Source organism: Rhodococcus sp. SORGH_AS_0301, from assembly GCF_030818285.1.
Lineage (GTDB): Bacteria > Actinomycetota > Actinomycetes > Mycobacteriales > Mycobacteriaceae > Rhodococcoides.
On sequence record NZ_JAUTAC010000002.1, the window covers coordinates 3804827 to 3823509 of the forward strand.

The 18683-nt window shown below is 68.4% G+C and carries 16 protein-coding genes; 7 read left to right on the forward strand and 9 right to left on the reverse strand.

Annotated features, from left to right (window positions below; genetic code table 11):
- Positions 1–58: 58 nt before the first annotated feature.
- The 6 genes from QE397_RS18635 to QE397_RS18660 all read right to left on the reverse strand — a co-directional run bounded on the left by QE397_RS18635 (position 59) and on the right by QE397_RS18660 (position 6740).
- The gene (locus QE397_RS18635) at positions 59–1273 is read right to left on the reverse strand and encodes an oxygenase MpaB family protein (protein WP_307096633.1); all 1215 of its coding nucleotides are present in this window, start codon (positions 1271–1273) and stop codon (positions 59–61) included.
- Between the two features lie 223 nt (positions 1274–1496).
- The gene (locus QE397_RS18640; protein WP_307096634.1) at positions 1497–2963 is read right to left on the reverse strand and encodes a mannitol dehydrogenase family protein; all 1467 of its coding nucleotides are present in this window, start codon (positions 2961–2963) and stop codon (positions 1497–1499) included.
- Positions 2964–3070: 107 nt separating this feature from the next.
- On the reverse strand, positions 3071–4039 hold the full coding sequence (locus tag QE397_RS18645) for an ABC transporter substrate-binding protein (protein ID WP_056443334.1): 969 nt from the start codon (positions 4037–4039) through the stop codon (positions 3071–3073).
- Between the two features lie 72 nt (positions 4040–4111).
- Complete coding sequence (locus QE397_RS18650) at positions 4112–5209, reverse strand: ABC transporter permease (protein WP_027506673.1); 1098 nt, start codon at positions 5207–5209, stop codon at positions 4112–4114.
- On the reverse strand, positions 5206–5985 hold the full coding sequence (locus tag QE397_RS18655) for an ATP-binding cassette domain-containing protein (protein WP_027506672.1): 780 nt from the start codon (positions 5983–5985) through the stop codon (positions 5206–5208). Before QE397_RS18655 ends, QE397_RS18650 begins: the two co-directional genes overlap by 4 nt.
- Positions 5982–6740: a nucleoside/nucleotide kinase family protein gene (locus QE397_RS18660; protein ID WP_222633323.1), complete on the reverse strand. Its 759-nt coding sequence runs from the start codon at positions 6738–6740 to the stop codon at positions 5982–5984. The genes QE397_RS18655 and QE397_RS18660 overlap by 4 nt, the downstream gene beginning before the upstream one ends.
- A gap of 369 nt (positions 6741–7109) precedes the next feature.
- Between QE397_RS18660 and QE397_RS18665 the strand changes: the two genes are divergently transcribed.
- Both QE397_RS18665 and QE397_RS18670 read left to right on the forward strand, forming a co-directional pair.
- Positions 7110–7850, forward strand: coding sequence for an SDR family oxidoreductase (locus tag QE397_RS18665; protein ID WP_307096636.1), 741 nt, complete (start codon positions 7110–7112; stop codon positions 7848–7850).
- A 40-nt stretch (positions 7851–7890) separates the two neighbouring features.
- Positions 7891–8901, forward strand: coding sequence for a LacI family DNA-binding transcriptional regulator (locus QE397_RS18670; RefSeq protein WP_027506670.1), 1011 nt, complete (start codon positions 7891–7893; stop codon positions 8899–8901).
- On the opposite strand, the gene QE397_RS18675 is transcribed toward QE397_RS18670, so the two are convergent.
- Positions 8890–10107, reverse strand: coding sequence for an HAD-IA family hydrolase (locus QE397_RS18675; protein WP_307096639.1), 1218 nt, complete (start codon positions 10105–10107; stop codon positions 8890–8892). The two genes, QE397_RS18670 and QE397_RS18675, sit on opposite strands and share 12 nt — an antisense overlap.
- 75 nt (positions 10108–10182) lie before the next feature.
- Between QE397_RS18675 and QE397_RS18680 the strand changes: the two genes are divergently transcribed.
- The 5 genes from QE397_RS18680 to QE397_RS18700 all read left to right on the forward strand — a co-directional run bounded on the left by QE397_RS18680 (position 10183) and on the right by QE397_RS18700 (position 16860).
- Positions 10183–11214 carry a LacI family DNA-binding transcriptional regulator gene (locus QE397_RS18680; protein WP_051613560.1) on the forward strand — a complete coding sequence of 344 codons (1032 nt, stop codon included), beginning with the start codon at positions 10183–10185 and terminating at the stop codon, positions 11212–11214.
- A gap of 2 nt (positions 11215–11216) precedes the next feature.
- Complete coding sequence (locus QE397_RS18685) at positions 11217–13484, forward strand: FGGY family carbohydrate kinase (protein ID WP_307097634.1); 2268 nt, start codon at positions 11217–11219, stop codon at positions 13482–13484.
- A 51-nt stretch (positions 13485–13535) separates the two neighbouring features.
- Positions 13536–15098 carry a TPM domain-containing protein gene (locus tag QE397_RS18690; RefSeq protein ID WP_307096643.1) on the forward strand — a complete coding sequence of 521 codons (1563 nt, stop codon included), beginning with the start codon at positions 13536–13538 and terminating at the stop codon, positions 15096–15098.
- 13 nt (positions 15099–15111) lie between these two features.
- Complete coding sequence (locus QE397_RS18695) at positions 15112–15390, forward strand: hypothetical protein (protein ID WP_027506667.1); 279 nt, start codon at positions 15112–15114, stop codon at positions 15388–15390.
- Between the two features lie 78 nt (positions 15391–15468).
- Positions 15469–16860 (forward strand): nucleobase:cation symporter-2 family protein, encoded by a 1392-nt coding sequence (locus QE397_RS18700; RefSeq protein WP_082544397.1) that lies wholly within the window; start codon positions 15469–15471, stop codon positions 16858–16860.
- Between the two features lie 12 nt (positions 16861–16872).
- Here the strand turns inward: QE397_RS18700 and QE397_RS18705 are convergent, their stop codons facing one another.
- Positions 16873–17862 carry an LLM class F420-dependent oxidoreductase gene (locus QE397_RS18705; protein ID WP_027506666.1) on the reverse strand — a complete coding sequence of 330 codons (990 nt, stop codon included), beginning with the start codon at positions 17860–17862 and terminating at the stop codon, positions 16873–16875.
- Positions 17863–17877: 15 nt separating this feature from the next.
- Positions 17878–18678 (reverse strand): SDR family NAD(P)-dependent oxidoreductase, encoded by an 801-nt coding sequence (locus tag QE397_RS18710; RefSeq protein WP_027506665.1) that lies wholly within the window; start codon positions 18676–18678, stop codon positions 17878–17880.
- Positions 18679–18683 lie beyond the last annotated feature (5 nt).

Consider the following 18683-nt stretch of genomic DNA (forward strand, 5'->3'; position numbering starts at 1 on the left):
GCGACGGCGTCGGCATCCTGCGTGCGCTGCTGCGCCGCGATGGATGCCGACGACGTCGTCACTCGTCGGTCGGTCGTCCCGCCACTGCCGTTCCGCGATAGTCGGCTCGGACGCCGTCGAGTCCGCGTTCCAGCGAACTCTCCAACAGTCGGAAACCGCCCTCTTCGGCGATACGGCGCACTCCCGGGAGCCTCGTCACCGAACTCACTGCTCGTAGCGCGCCCGCCCCCAGTCGCACCACCGCCTCCGCCGTGGGCCGTGGCTCGAGGCCCAACGCGTCCCGAGCATCGCCACCGGGGAACGTGGCTATCATCGACGGTTGCAGAACCTGCCGCGCCACCGCGTGGTTCAGCCATGTCGACTTCCCGAAAGCGGCCATCGATGCTGTGCCCTCGACAACGTCGCGCATCAAGGTCTTCGTCTTGTCACTCTCACTGAACAGGGTGTCGTGGATTCGCATCTGGATCGCCATCTCCTCGGCGTGGTCTCGCCCGAGCAGTTGATTGTTCGCACCCTCGATGCGCGACACCCAGCGCCACATCAGCGCGAAGCCGTCGCGTTCGTCGGGGGTCACCTTTCCCCCGAAATACTCCATGATGTTGACCCGGTACTGCCCGAAGATGTACGTCGCACCGGCAGTGGCCATCTGGCTGATCGGCGATCCTGAATCGTATCGGGGCCACCTCGCACCGCGTTCGATTCCCAGTCGGATCATGGTGTGCATGAACCTGATTCGGATCCACATGATCCACCGGTCACCACCCGGCAACATCCCGTCCACGTCGAGTGCGCCGACGAAACCGGTTGCCGTCTCCCAGAAACGACGTCGGAAGTCACCCCCGCCGGCCAGGCGACCGGTCGACGACATCACCTCCGCGGTAGCCGGATCCAGGTAGGTCAAGGGTAGAGCCCCATGAATTCCGAACAACATGCCCAGGGGATTGCGACGTCCCATCCGCGCACCCACCCTGAGGGAATCGACATCGAGCCAGCTCGGAATGGCCTCGACGTCGGCGAAGAAGGCGGTGGCCTCCGAATTGCCCCCTCGTTCGAGTTCTCTGGCGTTCGCGTAGATGTCGCCACCCATCAGTTTGCGTTCGCGCATCACGTGGATCAGCGCCTCGCACAGCGGGTCACCCACGTGATTCCACGACCTGTAGTCGATGTCCCCGGGTGCGAGATACGATTCCGCGCCCGGGATACTCGCCAACGCGATCAGCGCGTCGACGCTCGGACCGTGCGGGGCGAACTCACTGCGTGTTTCGCTGAACATGTGGCGCCTTCCGTCGAGGAACGACCGAGCACTCCGAGCACGCGCCTCGACCCGAGCGAGGTGCATGACCGGTGATCGAGGCGTGGTGCACGAGCCGTCGCGAGGTACAGAACCTCGTTATAGATAGTTCTATCACGTCCGCTCGAGGTCGGCACAGAGGCGACGTCGACGATGCCGGAACGCGGGTGCAGGCCCACGACACGACGGGGTCGTGGGTCCGGCGTCAGACCGGTGATGCCACGAGCAGCCGGACCGTCCCGATCGGGCCCTCGTCCTGCAGCCGACGCTTCGCGCGCTGGTACGCCACGCGCAGTCGCACGCTCGTCGTCAGGTCCCCGAAGACGTCGGGTTGGGCCAGGAACGCACCGGGGCTGTCGTGGTCGGCCCGCGCCAGTGCGCGGAGCTGATCCGCCGCCCGGTCGGGCAGCGCCACTCCTCCTTCGATGCATGCGCACCACGCCGCGAGCATCAGGGCCGCGTGATCGATCGACCGGTCGTCGCGCAGTCTGTCCCGCACGACGGGCAGGACGAACTTCGGGATGCGCGACGTCGCGTCGACCACCTGACGCGCCACCGTGTCCTGCACGGCCGGGCTGCCGAAGCGTGCGAGCAGATCGTCGATGTACGTGTCGAGGTCCACGCCGGGAACGAGTCCCACGGTGGGCGCCGCCTCGTGGCTCATGTAGGAGGCCACGAAGGCCCCGAGGTCGGGGTCGGCCATCACCTCGTGCACGAACGTCTTCCCGGCCAGCACACCGAGGTACCCGAGCATCTGATGGGAGGCGTTGAGGAGTCGGAGCTTCATCCGCTCGAACGGCGCGACGTCCGTGACCACCTGGACGCCCACGTCCTCGAACGGTGGCCGCCCGTCGGAGAAGTCGTCCTCGAGGGCCCACTGCGCGAACGATTCGGACCGCACCGGCCAGGCGTCGTCGATGCCCGTCCGGCGGCGCACCGAGTCGATCACGGCCGGCGACGTCGCAGGGGTGATCCGGTCCACCATCGAGTTCGGGAATGCGACGGAGTCGTCGATCCAGTCGGCGAGCGCGCCGTCGTGGTGACGGGCGAACGACACCAGCGCGGCACGGGCCACGGCACCGTTTCCGACGATGTTGTCGCACGCCATGACGGTGAACGGCGCGGTGCCCTCGTCACGGCGACGGCGGAGTGCCACCGTGAGGAACCCGAGGACGCTGACCGGCGCGTCGAGAGACATCAGGTCGTGGCGCGTGGCGTCGTCCCGGGGATCGAAGGCACCGGTCGCGTCGTCGATGCCGTAGCCCGACTCGGTGATGGTGAGCGAGACGATGTGCGTGGTGGGTGCCGCGAGCGTCGCGACGACGAGATCCGGGTCGTCCGGCGCGTAGAGGTAACGGGCGATGGACCCCACGATGCGGGTGTCCTCCGCGCCGTCCGGATGCACCGTGCTGAGGGTGTAGAGCTGGTCCTGGGCAGCGGCGGTGTCACGCGCCGCCGCGTCGGCGGGCATGACACCGACACCGCAGATCGCCCAGCCGAGGTGCCCCGCGGCGAGCAACCGGTCGACGTACATCGCCTCGTGCGCTCGATGGAAGGCGCCGACACCGATGTGGACGATGCCGCACACCAGGGTCGAGCCGTCCACTCGATGACGCGGAACCGTCACACCCGCAGGCGGAGCGGTGAGGGCGTCCTGGATCGAGATGGTCACGGCAGCGGTGCCTTTCGAGTGGTATGACGTGGAACGCGGTGGCGCTCCCGTTCACCGGGATCGAGCCGGTGAGACAGAAGAGCGCCACCGCAGCTGGGGACGGCCGGTCAGCAGGCCGACTTGTACACGTACTGCGCGCCGTCGCCGTCGATCGTGTCCGCGGTGATGACGTGGAATCCGGTGGAGATGTCCTTCTCGGTGGGCTTGTCCTCGAGCGAGGCGACGGCCTGCTCGACGCCGTCGGTGCCGATGGTGGCCGGCTGCTGGGCGATGAGCGCCTGGACCGTTCCCTCGCGGAGCTGCTTCACCTGGGCGGGGCCGGCGTCGAAGCCGACGATCTTGACCTGCTCCTGCTTCCCGGTCTGGCGGACGCCGGTCGCGGTGCCCTCCGCGGCGAAGGTGTTGGTGGCGAAGACACCGACGATGTCGGGGTCCTTGGCGATGGCGGCGGAGATCAGACGAGCGGCCTCGGCCGGATCGTTGTGGCTGTACTGCACTCCGAGGTACTGGAAGGCCGAGTTGCCCGCGGCCGCGTCCTCGAATCCCTTGACGCGGGCGTCGGTGGTGGAGACGCCGGGGTCGGTGGAGATGACGATGACCTTGCCGCCGTTCGGGTTCAACCCCTCGATCGCGTTGAACGCCTCGGCGCCGCCGCCCTCGTTGTCCGACGAGATGGCCGACACGGCCTTCGACGGATCCTCGAGCGTCGTGTCGACGAGGACGACCTTGATTCCGGCCTGCGCGGCGGCGTCGAGCGGTGCCTGCATCGCGGACACGTCGGTGGGGGCGATGAGAATCGCGGCGGGACGAGAGGCGACGACCGAATCGACGATCGGCTTCTGCAGGGTCGGGTCGAACTTGGCGGGACCCTGGACGTCGACCGTGTAACCGGCGGCCTGAGCGGCGTCCTGGATGCCGCACTGCATGCTGATGTAGAACTCGTCGCCGCTGACGCCCTGGATGAACGCGAGCTTCTTCTCACCGCCGCCCGAGTCGGACGAACAGCCGGCGAGCACGAAGGTGGAGAGTGACGCGGCTGCCAGCGCAGCGGCGGCGACGGTCCGGGATGTACGCATGGGTGAGTGATCTTTCCGGTAGGCCGAGCGTGGTGAGTGGAGTGTGCGATGAGGCCGAGCGACGGTGGTACGTCAGGGGTTTCGAGCCCACAGTCGTTTCAGTGAAGACGTCGACGCCCCGCGGGTGGCGGCGGCTCGGCGGCGTTGATCGAAGTACACGGCGGCGATGAGCACGGCACCGACGGCGACCTGCTGCCAGAAGGGCTGCACACCGACGATGACGAAGCCGTTCTGGAGCACGGCGGGAATGAAGAGTCCGATGACGGTGCCGAACATGGTGCCCACACCGCCGAAGAGGCTGGTGCCGCCGATGACGACCGCGGCGATGACGTTGAGGTTGGTCTGCGACTGGCCGGCGATGGCCGTGGTGCCGTACTGCGAGAGCGACAGGATGCCCGCGAGACCGGCGAGCGTGCCGGACAGCGCGTAGACCTTGATCAGGTGCAGGTCGACCTTGATGCCGACGCGCCGGGCGGACTGCTCCTTGGACCCGACAGCGAAGGTGTGCAGGCCGAACCTTGTGCGGTGCAGCACGATACCGAACACGATGACGAACACCAGGGCGATGAAGGAGATGAGCGGGATGGTGGTCGCGGGCACGTTGCCGTAGCCGATCGTGTCGACCAGCACCGGCGGCACGTCGCGGATGTCGACACCACCGGTGATGACCTGGGCGAGACCCAGTGCGCCGCCGAGCGTACCCAGCGTCGCGATCAACGGAGGCACCTTCGCGATACCGATGAGGAACCCGTTGAGCAGCCCCCACGCCAGCCCGCAGGCGACGGCCACGAGGATACCGATGACGGCCACACTCCAGCCCTCGCCGCCGACGGCCCGCATCACCTTCGCGGCGACGACGCCGGAGAAGACGAGGACAGAGCCGATGGAGAGATCGATACCGCTGGTGACGATGACGAACGTCATCCCGATGCCGAGGACGGCGAGGATCGAGACGTTCTGGATGATCTGCCGGATGTTGCCCCACTCGGGGAAACTGTTCGGCGCGAGAATCGAGAACAGGATGCTGATCGCCAGCAGCACGATGACGATCTGGAACACCTGGACACGGGCGAGGCCGGCGAGGCTGCTCCGCAGATCGAACGAGCTGCCGTTCGACGACGGTTCGGGGGCCGAGGATCCCGCTGATTTCGGCAAGGTCTGATTGCTCATCTCGCGGCTCCCACCGTCGCGCCGGTCATCGCGCCGACGAGTGCTTCCATGGTCGTGTTCTTGGCATCGAGCGTCGCGACGCGCTTGCCCAGGCGCAATACCTGGACGCGGTCGGCGACCTCCATGACGTGCGGCATCGAGTGGCTGATGAACACCACGGCGACGCCCTTGTCGGCCACTCGACGAATGGTGTCGAGCACGTTGCGGGTCTGGACCACGCCGAGTGCGGCGGTGGGTTCGTCGAGGAACACCACACCCTTGGCCCAGGCCACGGCGCGGGCGATGGCGATGGCCTGCTGCTGGCCACCGGACATGGCTCCGACCGGATCGGTGAGGCTGCGGACGGTGGCCCCCAGTTCGTCGAGCGCCGCACGCGACTGCGTGCGCATCTCGGCCGTGTTCAGGAAGCCGAGCTTGCCCAGCAGGCCCGCCGCGGGAATCTCGCGCCCCAGGAACATGTTCTGGGCCGCGTTGAGGTGCGGAGCGAGCGCCAGGTCCTGGAACACCGTCTCGATGCCCAGATCTGCTGCTGCGGTGGGGTTGTCCAGGTCGACGGTCACGCCGTCGTAGAGGATCTCGCCGGAGTCCAGCGCCAGGCTGCCGGACAGCGCCTTGACCATCGTCGACTTGCCGGCGCCGTTGTCGCCGATGAGTGCGACCACCTCGCCCGCGTAGATGTCGAAATCGGCGTCGTCGAGCGCGCGCACGTTCCCGAAGCTGCGGGAGAGCCCGCGTGCCTCGAGGACGGGCGTGGCGCCGTCGGGGTGGTTGCTCATGAGAGCTCCTCGGATGAGTCGGTGTCGCGTGATGAGTCGGTGTCGTGAGCGGGTGCGAGAAGCGGGTCGTTCGGCACCTCGATGATCAGGTCGGCGCGGCGGGCCGCCGCGGCCACGATCTCCGCGTTGCGGAGGTCGACGTCGCGGGTCCACTGCTCGGCGTCCGCACGCGACTTGCCGTGGTGTCGGTGTCGGGCCACGAGTCGTTCCGCGCGCACCGTCGTCGGAACGTCGAGGTACCAGACCTCGTCGAGCTCCGAGCGCACCGCGTCCCACCCGCCGTCGTCGAGCAGGAGGTAATTGCCCTCGGTGATCACCATCGCGGTGTCGCGCTGCACGGGGACGGCGCCGGCGATCGCGGCCTCGATCGACCGCTCGAACCGCGGTGCGTAGATCGTCTCCGCCGTCTGGTTCCGCAGGCGGCGCAGGAGCGCGACGTATCCGTCGACGTCGAAGGTGTCGGGCGCACCCTTGCGTCCACGGCGCCCGAGCCGGATCAGCTCCTCGTCGGCGAGGTGGAACGCGTCCATCCCCACCAGCGTGGAGTCGGTACCGAGTTCCGCCTGAAGCAGTGCGCAGAAGGTCGACTTGCCCGCGCCCGGTGCACCGGTGACACCCAGCAGCCGGCGACCGCCGGATCCGTCGCGCAGCACGGACGCCAGGTGGCTCACCATCTCGGTGAGATCGGCCGGCGCGTAGCGCCGACGGTCCTCGCGGCCGTCCGGCGTGCCGGCGTCGTTCGAAGCTGCGTACATGTCCGTCCCTCGTCGAATCGCGGAACTCGATCGACCCGACCTTCGTGGGGGCGGGTCGTCGTGCGGCCCGAGCCGCATCGCGATGCGGATCAGTGTGACCCACGCAACTCGCCGTGTCACGCGTTTCGCGAAAATTCATGTCACCGGTGACATGGGCACCGTTCGGTCGAGCGTCCCCGATTCGTGGAGGACACTCCCGAGGGAAGGATCAATGCAGTTCAGCGATGTTTCTCGGCAATCGGGCGCAGAATTGCACACGGTGACGTACGGTCCGTGTCATCGATGTCATGAACCACCGCAACGGAGGACATGACATCGATGACATCGCATCACCGCCACACCCACGACTCCCCAGAAGGCAGAACCGACATGTCGCAGAGTTCCCCGTCGAAGTTCAGGGGCCGCACGATCCTCGTCACCGGGGCCAGCGGCGGTATCGGCGCCGCCACAGTGCGGCGCCTCGTCGCCGACGGCGCCGACGTCATCGCGTCCGGACGGAACGAGGCCGCGCTCGCTGCTCTGCAGGAGGAGACCGGCGCACGTCCGCTGCCGTTCGACCTCACGACGGAGGACAGCATCCGTGAGGCCCTGTCGGGCCTCGAGCTCTACGGCGTGGTCAACTGCGGCGGCTTCGGCGGCGAGATCGCCACCCCCCAGGACACCGACATCGACATCTTCGACAAGGTCATCTCCATCAACGCGCGCGGCAGCCTCCTCGTCATCAAGTACGCGGCTCCCGCGATGATCGCCGCCGGAGCCGGGGCCATCGTCAACGTCTCGAGCCAGGCATCGCTCGCAGCGCTCCCCGGACACATCTCGTACGGATCCTCGAAAGCGGCTCTGGACAACATCACTCGCGTCGCGGCACTGGAGCTCGGGAAGCACGGCATCCGGGTCAACAGCGTCAATCCCACCGTCGTCATGACGGAGATGTCCGCCTTCTACTGGGGGCGCCCGGAGATCGAGGGCCCGTTCCTGTCGCAGATGCCGCTCGGTCGGTGGGCCACCGAGGCCGAGATCGCGGCCCCCATCGCGTTCCTGCTCAGCGACGACGCCTCGATGATCACCGGGGTGTCTCTTCCGGTCGACGGCGGGTACACCAGCCGCTGACCCGTCATACTGTCCCGGCACGTACGAAGAAGGTGGCCCGATGACCACGATGCAGGATGTCGCGACACTGGCCAACGTCAGCGCGAAGACGGTGTCCCGTGTCTACAACGACGATCCGCACGTCGATCCGGAGACTCGCGCTCGGGTCAACGCGGCGCTCGAATCGTTGAACTACGTTCCCAACACCATCGCGACGTCGTTCCGCGCCGGCCACACCGGTGCCATCGGGGTCGCCGTTCCGGACATCGACGATCCCTTCTTCGCGTCGATCGCGCGTGCGGTGGAGAACCGAGCCCGGCTGCACGACATGGCCGTCATCATGACCAGCCTCGGTCACGACGCGTCCCTCGAGAGCTCACTGGTGGAATCGCTCTTGCGCAGACAACTCAGCGGCCTGGTGATCGCGCCCATCGGTACCGACCACGCCTATCTCAAGCGGTGGGCCGAGCGCACCCCCACCGTGTTCGTGGACCGCGCGCCCTCCGGGCTCACCGCCGACACGTTCGTCGACGACGATCACGGCGGTGCCTGGACGGCCACCACCCATCTTCTCGATCGGGGCCACCGGCGCATCGCTCTGGTCGGCGACGACATCTCCATCAGCACCGCGTTCAACCGCCTCTCCGGGTATCGAGATGCGCTGGAGAGCAACGGGATCGAGTACGACGACACGTTGGTCGTCACCGGAGTCCTCGGCCGCGATCAGGCACGGGAGGCGATGCGCACACTGCTCGACTCCTCCGCGCCGCCCACGGCGCTGTTCCTGTCCAACGCCCGCACCGCGATGGCGTGCGTGCCCGAACTGCAGAAGCGCGGAGCGACGCGCCCCGCGTACGTCGGCTTCGGCGACTTCCCGCTGGCCGACGCTCTGTGCCCGCCCGTCACCGTGATCGACCAGAACCCAGCCGAACTCGGGCTCCAAGCGATCGATCGCATTCTCGGACGCATCGAGAACCCGCGCCGGCGTTACCGCCGCCGCAACGTGCTCGGAGTCGAGCTGATCGAGAGGGAATCGTGCACGCTCCCCGACGGCGCCGCGTCACCGCAGTGACACGGTGACGCCTCCCTCGGCGAGGGTGACCGTCAGCTGATGCAGGGTGTCGACCTGCAGGTCCGCGTCCAGGTCGGCTCGGTCGTGCGTGCCTCCCACACCGATCACCGTGCAGCCCGCGGCCCGTGCCGACAGCACTCCGGCGGGCGCGTCCTCGACGACCAGGCAGCGGCTCGGATCGATCCCGAGCGTGCGCGCCGCGAGGAGATAGGGCTCCGGGTCCGGCTTGCCGTGTGCCACGTCCGCAGAGGTCACCATCGCGGTGGGTGCGGCCAGACCCGCCGCTGCGAGACGGGCGTGCGCCACGGGGGGTGCACCCGACGTCACGATCGCCACCCGCGAGGCCGGCAGTGCCGAGAACAACTCCAGCGCACCGGGAGTGGGGACCACGTCGGCAACGTCGCGGGTCTCCAGATCACCGAGCCGCAGCGCCGCTGCCGGCCCCTCCACGTCGCCGAGAAGCAGCGCCATCGACTCCGCCGCCGTCATTCCGTGCGCGATGTCCGCGACCGCGAATCCGTACTCGTCGCCGACCTCGGCCCAGCACCGCGCGACGGCCGCCGTGGAGTCGACGAGAGTGCCGTCGAGGTCGAACAGCATCGCGTCGAACGTCCGCCCGACGACACCACCCCGGTTCGCGGGCGGGGACACCAGTCCCAGCGCCCGGCGGACACGGAACAGTTGCTGCGCGGTGGTGAGAGACGCGTCGACGCGCAGATGCGGGACCATGGGGCTCGAGTGCGGCGTGTCGGCGCGGTGGCGATCCCGGTCCAGACCGCGGTCCGCGCGGCGCCGGGCGAGCAACGCCTCGCTGCCGTCGACATGGACGACGACCACCGGCGCAGGGGCCACGGACTCGAGAAGAGCCGCCCACTCGTCACCACCCTGCAGTTCGCGGGTGAACGGCGCGACCATCACGGACCTCGCGCCCACCGACGTCAGTTCTTCTGCGACGGAACGCATCACGGCATATCGACCGGCACGGATCAGGGGCGCCGCGTCGCCGGAGTCGTTCCAGTGTCCACTGCCCAGCAGCGGACTCAGCACGTCGAGCAGCGGCGCCGTCAGGGTGTCGAGGTCGAGCAACGGCGCTGCGAGATCACGGGCGACCGCTGCTCCGAGGGTCGACTTGCCACTGCCGGCGACCCCGGCGATCACCACGTGCGGGCCGCTGTTCCACGCGATCTCTTGACAGGAGGTGTGCACGATGACGATCATAGAAGACAACGTTGTCTCGCAGCAATGCCGGACCGTCACCCACCCTCGATCGAGAGTTCTCCCGTGACCCACCGCGCCAGCATCAAGGACGTCGCCGCACTGGCAGGCGTCAGCTTCAAGACTGTCTCGCGCGTGGTCAACGGTGTCGACACGGTGCTCCCCGAGCTGCGCGAGCGCGTCGAAGCGGCGGTGGCGGAACTGAACTACGTTCCCAACTCCGCCGCACGATCACTGAAGTCCGGATCCGGCACCACCATCGGCATCGTGGTCGACTCCATCGACGACATCTTCTTCGCCTCCCTGGTACGCGCGATCGAGGAGCGTGCGCTCGATCGCGGCATGGGAGTCATGGTCGGCAGCACCGGGTTCGATCCCGAGCGCGAACTGTCGCAACTCACCCGCCTCGCCGGTCAACACGTGCGCGGCATCGTGCTCGCCCCCGTCGGCGATCACTCGTCGTTCCTCACCCCGCGCCGCCACACCCTGCCGGTGGTGACCGTCGACCGCTCGATCCCGGGTTTCGACTCCGTCACCGTCGACGACTACTCGGCGGCTCGACGCGCCGTCCGGGTGCTGGTCGACGCGGGGCACCGGCGGATCGCCCTCGTCGGTCACGATGCGCGACTGCAGACGGCGCAACGTCGACGCGACGCGTACGTCGACGTCCTCACCGAGCACGGTCTCAGCGCCCCGGGCGACGGCATTCCCGAAGTGGCGCCGTCACCGGACGCGGTGCGCCCGGTGGTGCTCGACCTGCTCGCCCTCCCTGAACCCCCCACGGCGCTGTTCGTCTCCAACGCCCGCCACGCCAGTGCCGTCGTGTCGGTCCTGCACGAGATCCACCGCACGGACGTGGCCATGGTGTCGTTCGGCAGCTTCGCTCTCGCCGACGCCGTCGATCCGCCCGTCACCTGCATCGACCAGAACCCCTACGAGATCGGAGCCGCGGCGTTCGACCGTCTGCTGCTGCGCTTCGACGATCCCACCCTCGACGCCGTGGCCGGCCTCGCCGACACGACTCTCGTCGAGCGCAGCTCGCATCTCGCTCCCCCGAATCGACAGTCCCCCAGCGCTGGAAAGCGGTACCGCCCGTGAGCATGTCCCTCGTCGCCGGTCTCGACCTCGGCAGCACCGGAATCAAGATCCTCGTCAGCGATTCCTCGGGTTCCGAGGTCCTGATCGAGCAACTCGCCACTCCCTGGACGCACGGGGCCGGCGGTACTACCGACATGGCGGCGGACGATCTCCTCGACACCGTGCGTCACCTGGTGGAGATCGTCGCGCGCCGACTGCCGGACGTCACCGGTGATCCGAACGCCCGGCTCGATGCCGTCGCCGTCTCGGGCATGGGCGAGACGGGCTTCCTCGTCGACGCAGGGCTGGAGGTCGTGGCGCCGTCGTTCGCGTGGTTCGACCCGCGCGGCGGGGAGCAGGTCGCCGCCCTGCCCGAGCCGCTGCGGGCCGCGTTCGCAGCGACCACGGGAATCCCTCTCGGGGTGCAGGTCTCGGTCGCGAAGATCCTGCATCTGCAGTCCGGCGGACTGGACCTCACCGGACTCCGATGGCTGGATCTGCCCGCGTTCGTCGTCGCCGCTCTCGGCGGACGGGCTGTCAGCGAGTACTCGCTGGCGTCGCGAACGGGGCTGCTCGACCAGGACACCGGCGCCCCCTGGCGGGACATGCTGGCGCACCTCGGTGTCGACGACACCTTCCTCCCGCCGCTCGTCGCTGCCGGCACCGCACTCGGATTCGCCTCGGCACCATGGCTTCCCGAGCTCGTACGCGGGGCCGCCCTCACGGTCGCGGGCCACGACCACCTCGTGTCCGCGGTGTCCGGCGGCGACATCGCCGACGACACCTACCTCGTCTCGATGGGTACCGCGGAGGTGTTGTTGCGCGTCCTGGACACGCCACCGTCCTCGGCCAGTCGCGCGCGACTGGCCGAGCACCTGATCAACTCGGTCCGCCACGTCGTGCCCGGCAAGTACGTGCTGGTGGCCGGTGTGAAGTCGGGACTGCTCATGCGCCGCGCACTGCAGTTGTGCGACATCACCGATCGCGCCGGGCGGGACGGGCTGGACCAGCGCGTGCAGGCACTGCCGTCCGCGGGATCCGTCGCCGAGGGTGGTGTCACCGTCTCCGGTGCACGCAACGACGACGGTGTGCTCGCACTGACCATCCGGACCGACGGGGTGGACGCCGCCGAACTCTTCCGCGCCGTGCTGCTCCACGGGAACGACGAGGTGGCCCTGCTGGTCGCCGCGCTCGACCGTGAGGTCCCGCCCGCACGGCGCAGCATCCTCACCGGTGGCTGGGCGAGCATGGCCTGCGTCCGCGACGCCCGCGCCGCCGTCCTGCCCGACATCACCACCTCCGGCCGAACACAGGACACCGCCTACGGCGCAGCCCTGTTCGCCTCCAGACTGCTCGACTCGAGCGACCGAACCCCACCTCGCACCACCGACAGGAGCTCCGACATGAACGACCTCACCACACTGGAACGACGCGGCATGGCCGCCATCTCCACTGCGAACGGCAACATGCTGATCGTGGCCGGCGACCAGCGCAACGGCATGAAGGCCGTCATGAACGACGCCCCGGACGGTCCGAACTCCATCTCGAAGGATCAACTCGCCGATGCCAAGGGCGATCTCGTGAAGTACCTCGGCAACCACGCTCCCGCCATCCTGCTCGACCCGGAGGTGGCGCTCCCCCGCGTCGTCGACGAAGGCACGTTGTCGCGGGACACCGCGCTCGTGGTCGGGATGGACGCCTCGGGATTCGAGACCGTGGACGGCCTGAAGTTCACCCGCTTCGTCGACGGCGTCACCCCGCGCGTGGTGCGCGATCTGGGAGGCGATGTCGCGAAGATGTTGTGGTACATGCGCCCCGACCGTCAGACGGCGGACTCGCGGGTCGGCCAGGAGATCGCCGAACTGGTGAAGGCGTGCTCGGCCGAGGGTCTGCTGCTGATCGTCGAGATCCTCACGTACCGGCTCGAGGGCGAATCGGCCGTCGACTACGCGGAGCGCTTCCCGTCCCTCGTGGCCGAGTCCGCCCGCATCTCCGTCGAGTGCGGTGCCAAAGTGCTCAAGCTGCAGTACCCCGGATCGGCCGAAGCCTGTGCCGCCGTGACCGCCGCCGCGAACGGCGTGCCGTGGGCCGTCCTGTCCGCCGGTGTGGATCACGAGACGTTCATCGAGCAGGTGCGCACCGCCGTGGCGAACGGCGCCAGCGGCGCGATGGCGGGTCGCTCCCTCTGGAAGGACAGCATGGCCGTCTCGGCCGACACCCGCGAGCAGCTGCTGACGGACCGCGCGCTGCCGCGCCTGCGCGAGCTGGCCGAGGCCGTCGACAACCGCTGACCCACACGCGACACGCGATACCGGACCGTCGAGTCTGCCTATCATGACGGCATGACACGGTTCCGGTTCGCGGTCGCGTTCATCGCGGCGACAGCAGTGCTCGGTCTCGCCGGTTGCTCCGACAGCTCCGGTGACACACAGTTCGACGGGCTCACGGTCGGTCAACGCGTGTACGACCGCACCGGGGACTCGCTGGGTCCGGCCGACGTCGAGGCGCTGGAGCAGCGACTCGACGCGCTGCGCGCCGAGACCGGGGCCGACGTCGTCGCGTACGTCCGCGAACTGGACGCCGACTCGGACGACACCCTCGATCAGGTGGAGGCACTCCAGCAGGCGTGGGTGTCGACGGCGGACGTCGATCAGGACGTCGCCGGTGCCATCCTGATCAACCGCGAGCCCGGTACCGACGACGAGGCTCGGGCCGGGATCTTCCTCGGTTCCACCTTCGACGACGGCAATGTTCCCCGCGACGAGCAGGAAGCGATCATCGAGGACGCCCTGGTGCCGCCGCTGCGCGACGGTGACGTCGCGGGCAGTCTGACGAACGGCATCGACCGGCTCGAGTCCTCCATCCTGGTCGGGCCACCGGTGACGGCGCTCGACGAGTTCGCCGCCGGGCCGGGGTCGACGTGGCTCCCGTGGACCGGTCTCGCCGTCGTGCTGGTCGGCTCCGCGGGCGCGGCGCAGATCTACCGTCGCCGTTCGCGGCCCACGGTGTCGGCGCAGCCTCCGACGACCTACCGACCCGATCACACCACCGATCCCGCGATCGTCACGGCTCTGGTCCATCGGAGCGCGCAGGCGAGTGCGGTGCCGGCCACGCTGCTGGCGCTCGCGGCGGCCGACGCAGTGGCTCTCGAGTCCGAGCCGGGTTCCGGGTCGAAGAAACGTGGCAAGGACACGCTCCGAGTCCGACTGCTCGACCGCGGCAAGGTACGCGGCGACGTGCAGGACGCCGTCTGGACCATGCTGTCCGAGAAGGCCGAGGGCGACGTGGTGGACAGCGCCGCGCTCACGAAGCTCGCGCAGGGTCACGGCGCGACGAAGGCCGTCGTCGCCGCGCACCTCGAGGCGAACGGGTGGGTGCGCCACGGTACGGCCGGACCACGCTGGGGTCTGGTCGGACTGGCACTTCTCGGCGGTGCAGTCATGGTGGGCGCAGGCGTGGTCGCTGCTTCCGGGGCCCCGATCATGCTGGTCGCCGCGATTCCCGGCGGGATCCTGCTGATCGCCGGCCTCGTCATGACGGTCGCCTACTCACGATTCTCGGCTGCCGGTCTCGACGCCGCTCGTCCCTGGGAGGCCTACCGTGACGGGTTGAAGCAGTCGGGAAAGGACGACGACTCCTCGCTCGATCTGGACGACGCACTGCCCGACATCGTCGCGCTGGGGCTCGGCTCCACGTTCACGAAGCGCCTCGAGGCGGCCACGGACGCGGACGGCGGAACGACGCTGCGTGCCTTCGCCTCACCGTCCGGATCACTGCACGCCTCGGACCCGGCACTGCTGAACTGGGTCGTCTTCTCCTCGGTGTTCACCTCGACCAACAGCAGCGCCGGCACGGTGTCCGGGGCCGGCGCGGGTGGCGGTGGCGGCGCCGCGGGGAGCACCTGAGACCATTCCGGGTGTGACCGACACTCCGTCATCACGTCCCGCGTATCGCAACGGCGCGGGCAGCAGCGCGCTGGTCGCGGGCATCGTCGCGCTGGTCTGCGCGTTCGTGCCCTTCGTGGGAGACATCGTCGCGGTGCCCACCGGCATCCTCGCGGTGGTGTGCGGATGGGTCGGTATCGGCCGGGACGAGGACGGCACGGCCACCAACGGCCGCGAGGCGATGATCGGAGCCGCGCTGGGCGGCGCCGCACTGTTCGTCGTCTTCGTGTCCTTCGCCGCCACCACCCTCTGAGCCGACGGAGTGCCGCCGTAACGGCGCGGAAACCGAGAAGACCGACGAACGACACGGGCAGGGCCGACACTGTGTCCCATGGTGTCGTTGTCGAGGTTCACTCGCGGTCGGGCGGGCACGCATCCGGTCGACCACATTCCCCCGCTGTCGGTGCTGGCTCCACTCGGCCTGCAGCACGTTCTCGCGATGTATGCGGGCGCGGTCGCCGTCCCTCTCATCGTCGGCAGCGCCCTGGTCGCTGCGGGGGAACTGCAGTCGAGCGACCTGCCGTACCTCATCACGGCCGACCTGTTCGTCGCCGGGATCGCGACACTGATCCAGGCGGTCGGGTTCTGGCGCTTCGGGGTACGACTACCGCTGATGCAGGGCTGCACGTTCGCCGCGGTGACGCCGATGATCGCCATCGGCTCGCAGTACGGCGTCACCGCCATCTACGGTTCCGTGATCGCGTCCGGCGTGTTCATGATGGCGCTGGCGCCGGTGTTCGCGAAGCTGCTCCACCTGTTCCCGCCTCTGGTCACGGGCACGGTCATCCTGATCATCGGCCTGTCGCTGATGCCGGTGGCGGCCGGATGGTTCGGCGGCGGAACGGGATCCGAGGACTTCGGTGATCCGAAGTACATCGGGATGGGCGCACTCACGTTGCTGATCATCCTGCTGATCGAACGGTTTGCTCCCCCGGCCGCCAAGCGACTGAGCATCCTGCTCGGACTCGTCGCCGGCACCGTCATCGCGATCCCGCTGGGCATGACCGACTTCAGTGGTGTGCGGGAACAGGACTGGGTCGGCGTGACCACGCCGTTCCACTTCGGATTCCCGACGTTCGAGGTCAGCGCGATCATCACCATGTGCATCGTCGCGCTGGTCATCATGACCGAGACCACGGGCGACATCATCGCTGTCGGCGAGATCGTCGACAAGAAGGTTCCGCCTCGCCGTCTGGCCGACGGTCTGCGCGCCGACGGCCTCTCGACGATGCTCGGTGGCATCTTCAACACGTTCCCGTACACGGCGTTCGCGCAGAACGTGGGGCTGGTGGCGATCACGGGCGTCAAGACCCGCCATGTGGCCACGTTCGCCGGCGGCATCCTCATCCTGCTGGGGTTGCTGCCGAAACTCGGTGCCGTGGTGGAGGGTGTGCCGCTTCCCGTGCTCGGTGGCGCGGGCATCGCACTGTTCGGCATGGTGGCCGCGAGTGGCGTCCGCACGCTCGCGCAGGTGTCGTTCAACAACACGAACATCCTGGTGGTCGCCGTCGCGGTGGGCGTCGGACTGTTGCCCACGGTGTCGCCGGACCTCTACGACCGGTTCCCCGACTGGTTCCAGACCATCTTCCACTCCGGCATCAGCGCGGGTGCGCTGTGCGCGGTGGTCCTGAACATGCTGCTGAATTCGGAGTCGTTGCGCGACAAGCTGTCCACCGACACAGATCCGCCGGCCCACGACGCTGTGCGTGGACCGGCGCTCTGATCGATCCGTCGGTCAGGAGGACGCTGCGCGGAGCTTCTCGAGCAGTGGCCCGGCGGCCTCGGCAAGGAAGCGCTCCTGGGTCTCGTCACCGACCTGCACGAGTGCGATGTCGGTGAAACCGGCCTCCCAGTAGGGCGCCACCTTCTCGACGATCGCATCGAGATCCGGTCCGCAGGGGATGGTTCCGGCCACGTCCTCCGGCCGGACGAACTGTGTCGCACCCGCGAAACCGGCCGTCGTCGGCAGGTCAGCGTTCACGGCCCACCCGCCCGCGAACCAGCGGAACTGGTCGTGCGCGAGCTCGGTGGCCGCCTTCTCGTCCGGACCCCAGCAGATGGGGATCTGGCCGATCTTCTTCGACTCCCGGTTCAGGCCCGTGCCGATGTGCCTGGCCTTGTCCCAGCCCTCGACCAGCTCGGACTTCGGCTCCGTCGAGATCATGTGGTCGCCGAGCGGCGCGAACCGCTCGATCGACTTCGACCCCGAGACCGCGATGCCGATCTCGAGCGGGTGTTCGGGGGTGTCCCACAGGCGCGCCGAGTCGACGCGGTAGTGCTCGCCCTGCCACGTGATCAGTTCACCCGACTGAAGTTGCCGGATGATCTTGACCGCTTCCTCGAACATGTCCTGACGCTTGTCCACCGAGGGCCAACCCTCGCCGACGACGTGCTCGTTCAGGTTCTCGCCGCTTCCCAGGCCCAGCGTGAAACGGCCGTCGGCGAGGATCTGCAACGTTGCCGCCTTCTGCGCGACGATCGCCGGGTGGTACCTGATGATGGGGCAGGTCACGTACGTGTAGAGGCCGACTCGGGACGTCGCCTGCGCCACCGCGCCGAGCATCGTCCAGGCGTAGGACGCGTGTCCCTGCGACGACAACCAGGGTGAGTAGTGATCGCTCGACACCTCGAAGTCGAACCCGACGTCCTCCGCCTTCACGGCGTAGTCGACGAGCTGCTTGGGTCCGCTCTGCTCGGTCATGAGGGTGTAGCCGAAACGTGTCATGGGCGTGGGTCCTCTCTAGATGGTCGCGACGGAACCGGAGTCGACGCGGTAGTTCGAGCCGTTGACGAAGCTGGCGCGCTCCGAGCACAGGAACGTGATCACCGACGCCACTTCCTCCGGGGTACCCCGTCGGCCGAGTTCCATGAACGGCCGGTCCTCCTTCAGGAAGCTCTCGATGGCCTCGTCGCGGTCGGTGCCACGCTCGTCGGCTCGCTTGTCCATCATCGCGTCCGTCATCGGGGTGTGGATGAAGGCCGGAGACACCGCGTTCACCAGGACACCCTCGGACGCATACGTCTTCGACAGTCCCTTGACCAGCGAGAGGATGCCGGCCTTGGCCGCGCAATAGGGCAGCTCGTCGATGTAGGGCTGCTCCGCGTCCTCGGACGCGAGCAACACGATGCGTCCCCATCCGCCCGCGCGGAGTTCGGGAAGGAAGGCGCGCACGACGCGCACCGGCCCGAGAAGGTCGACCTCGATCGTCGTCGACCACCCGTCGTCGTCGATCTCGTGGAACATGCCCTGTGCGCCGGTGATGCCGGCGCTCTGCACCAGGATGTCCACGGTGCCGAGCGCCTCGACCGCCTTCGCGTGCATCGCCTCGACGTCGGCGGGCTTCGTCACGTCCGCGGCGAACGCCGTGACGGCACCCTCCGGTCCGGTGAGCTCGGCAGCGCCGGCGGCCAGCTTGTCCTGGTCCTTGTCCGTGACGAAGACCCGGACACCCTCGTCGAGCAGCATCTGCGCCGTGCACCACCCGATTCCCGAGTCCGCGCCGGTGACGACAGCAGTTCTGCCCGTGATTCCGAGGTCCATGTGGT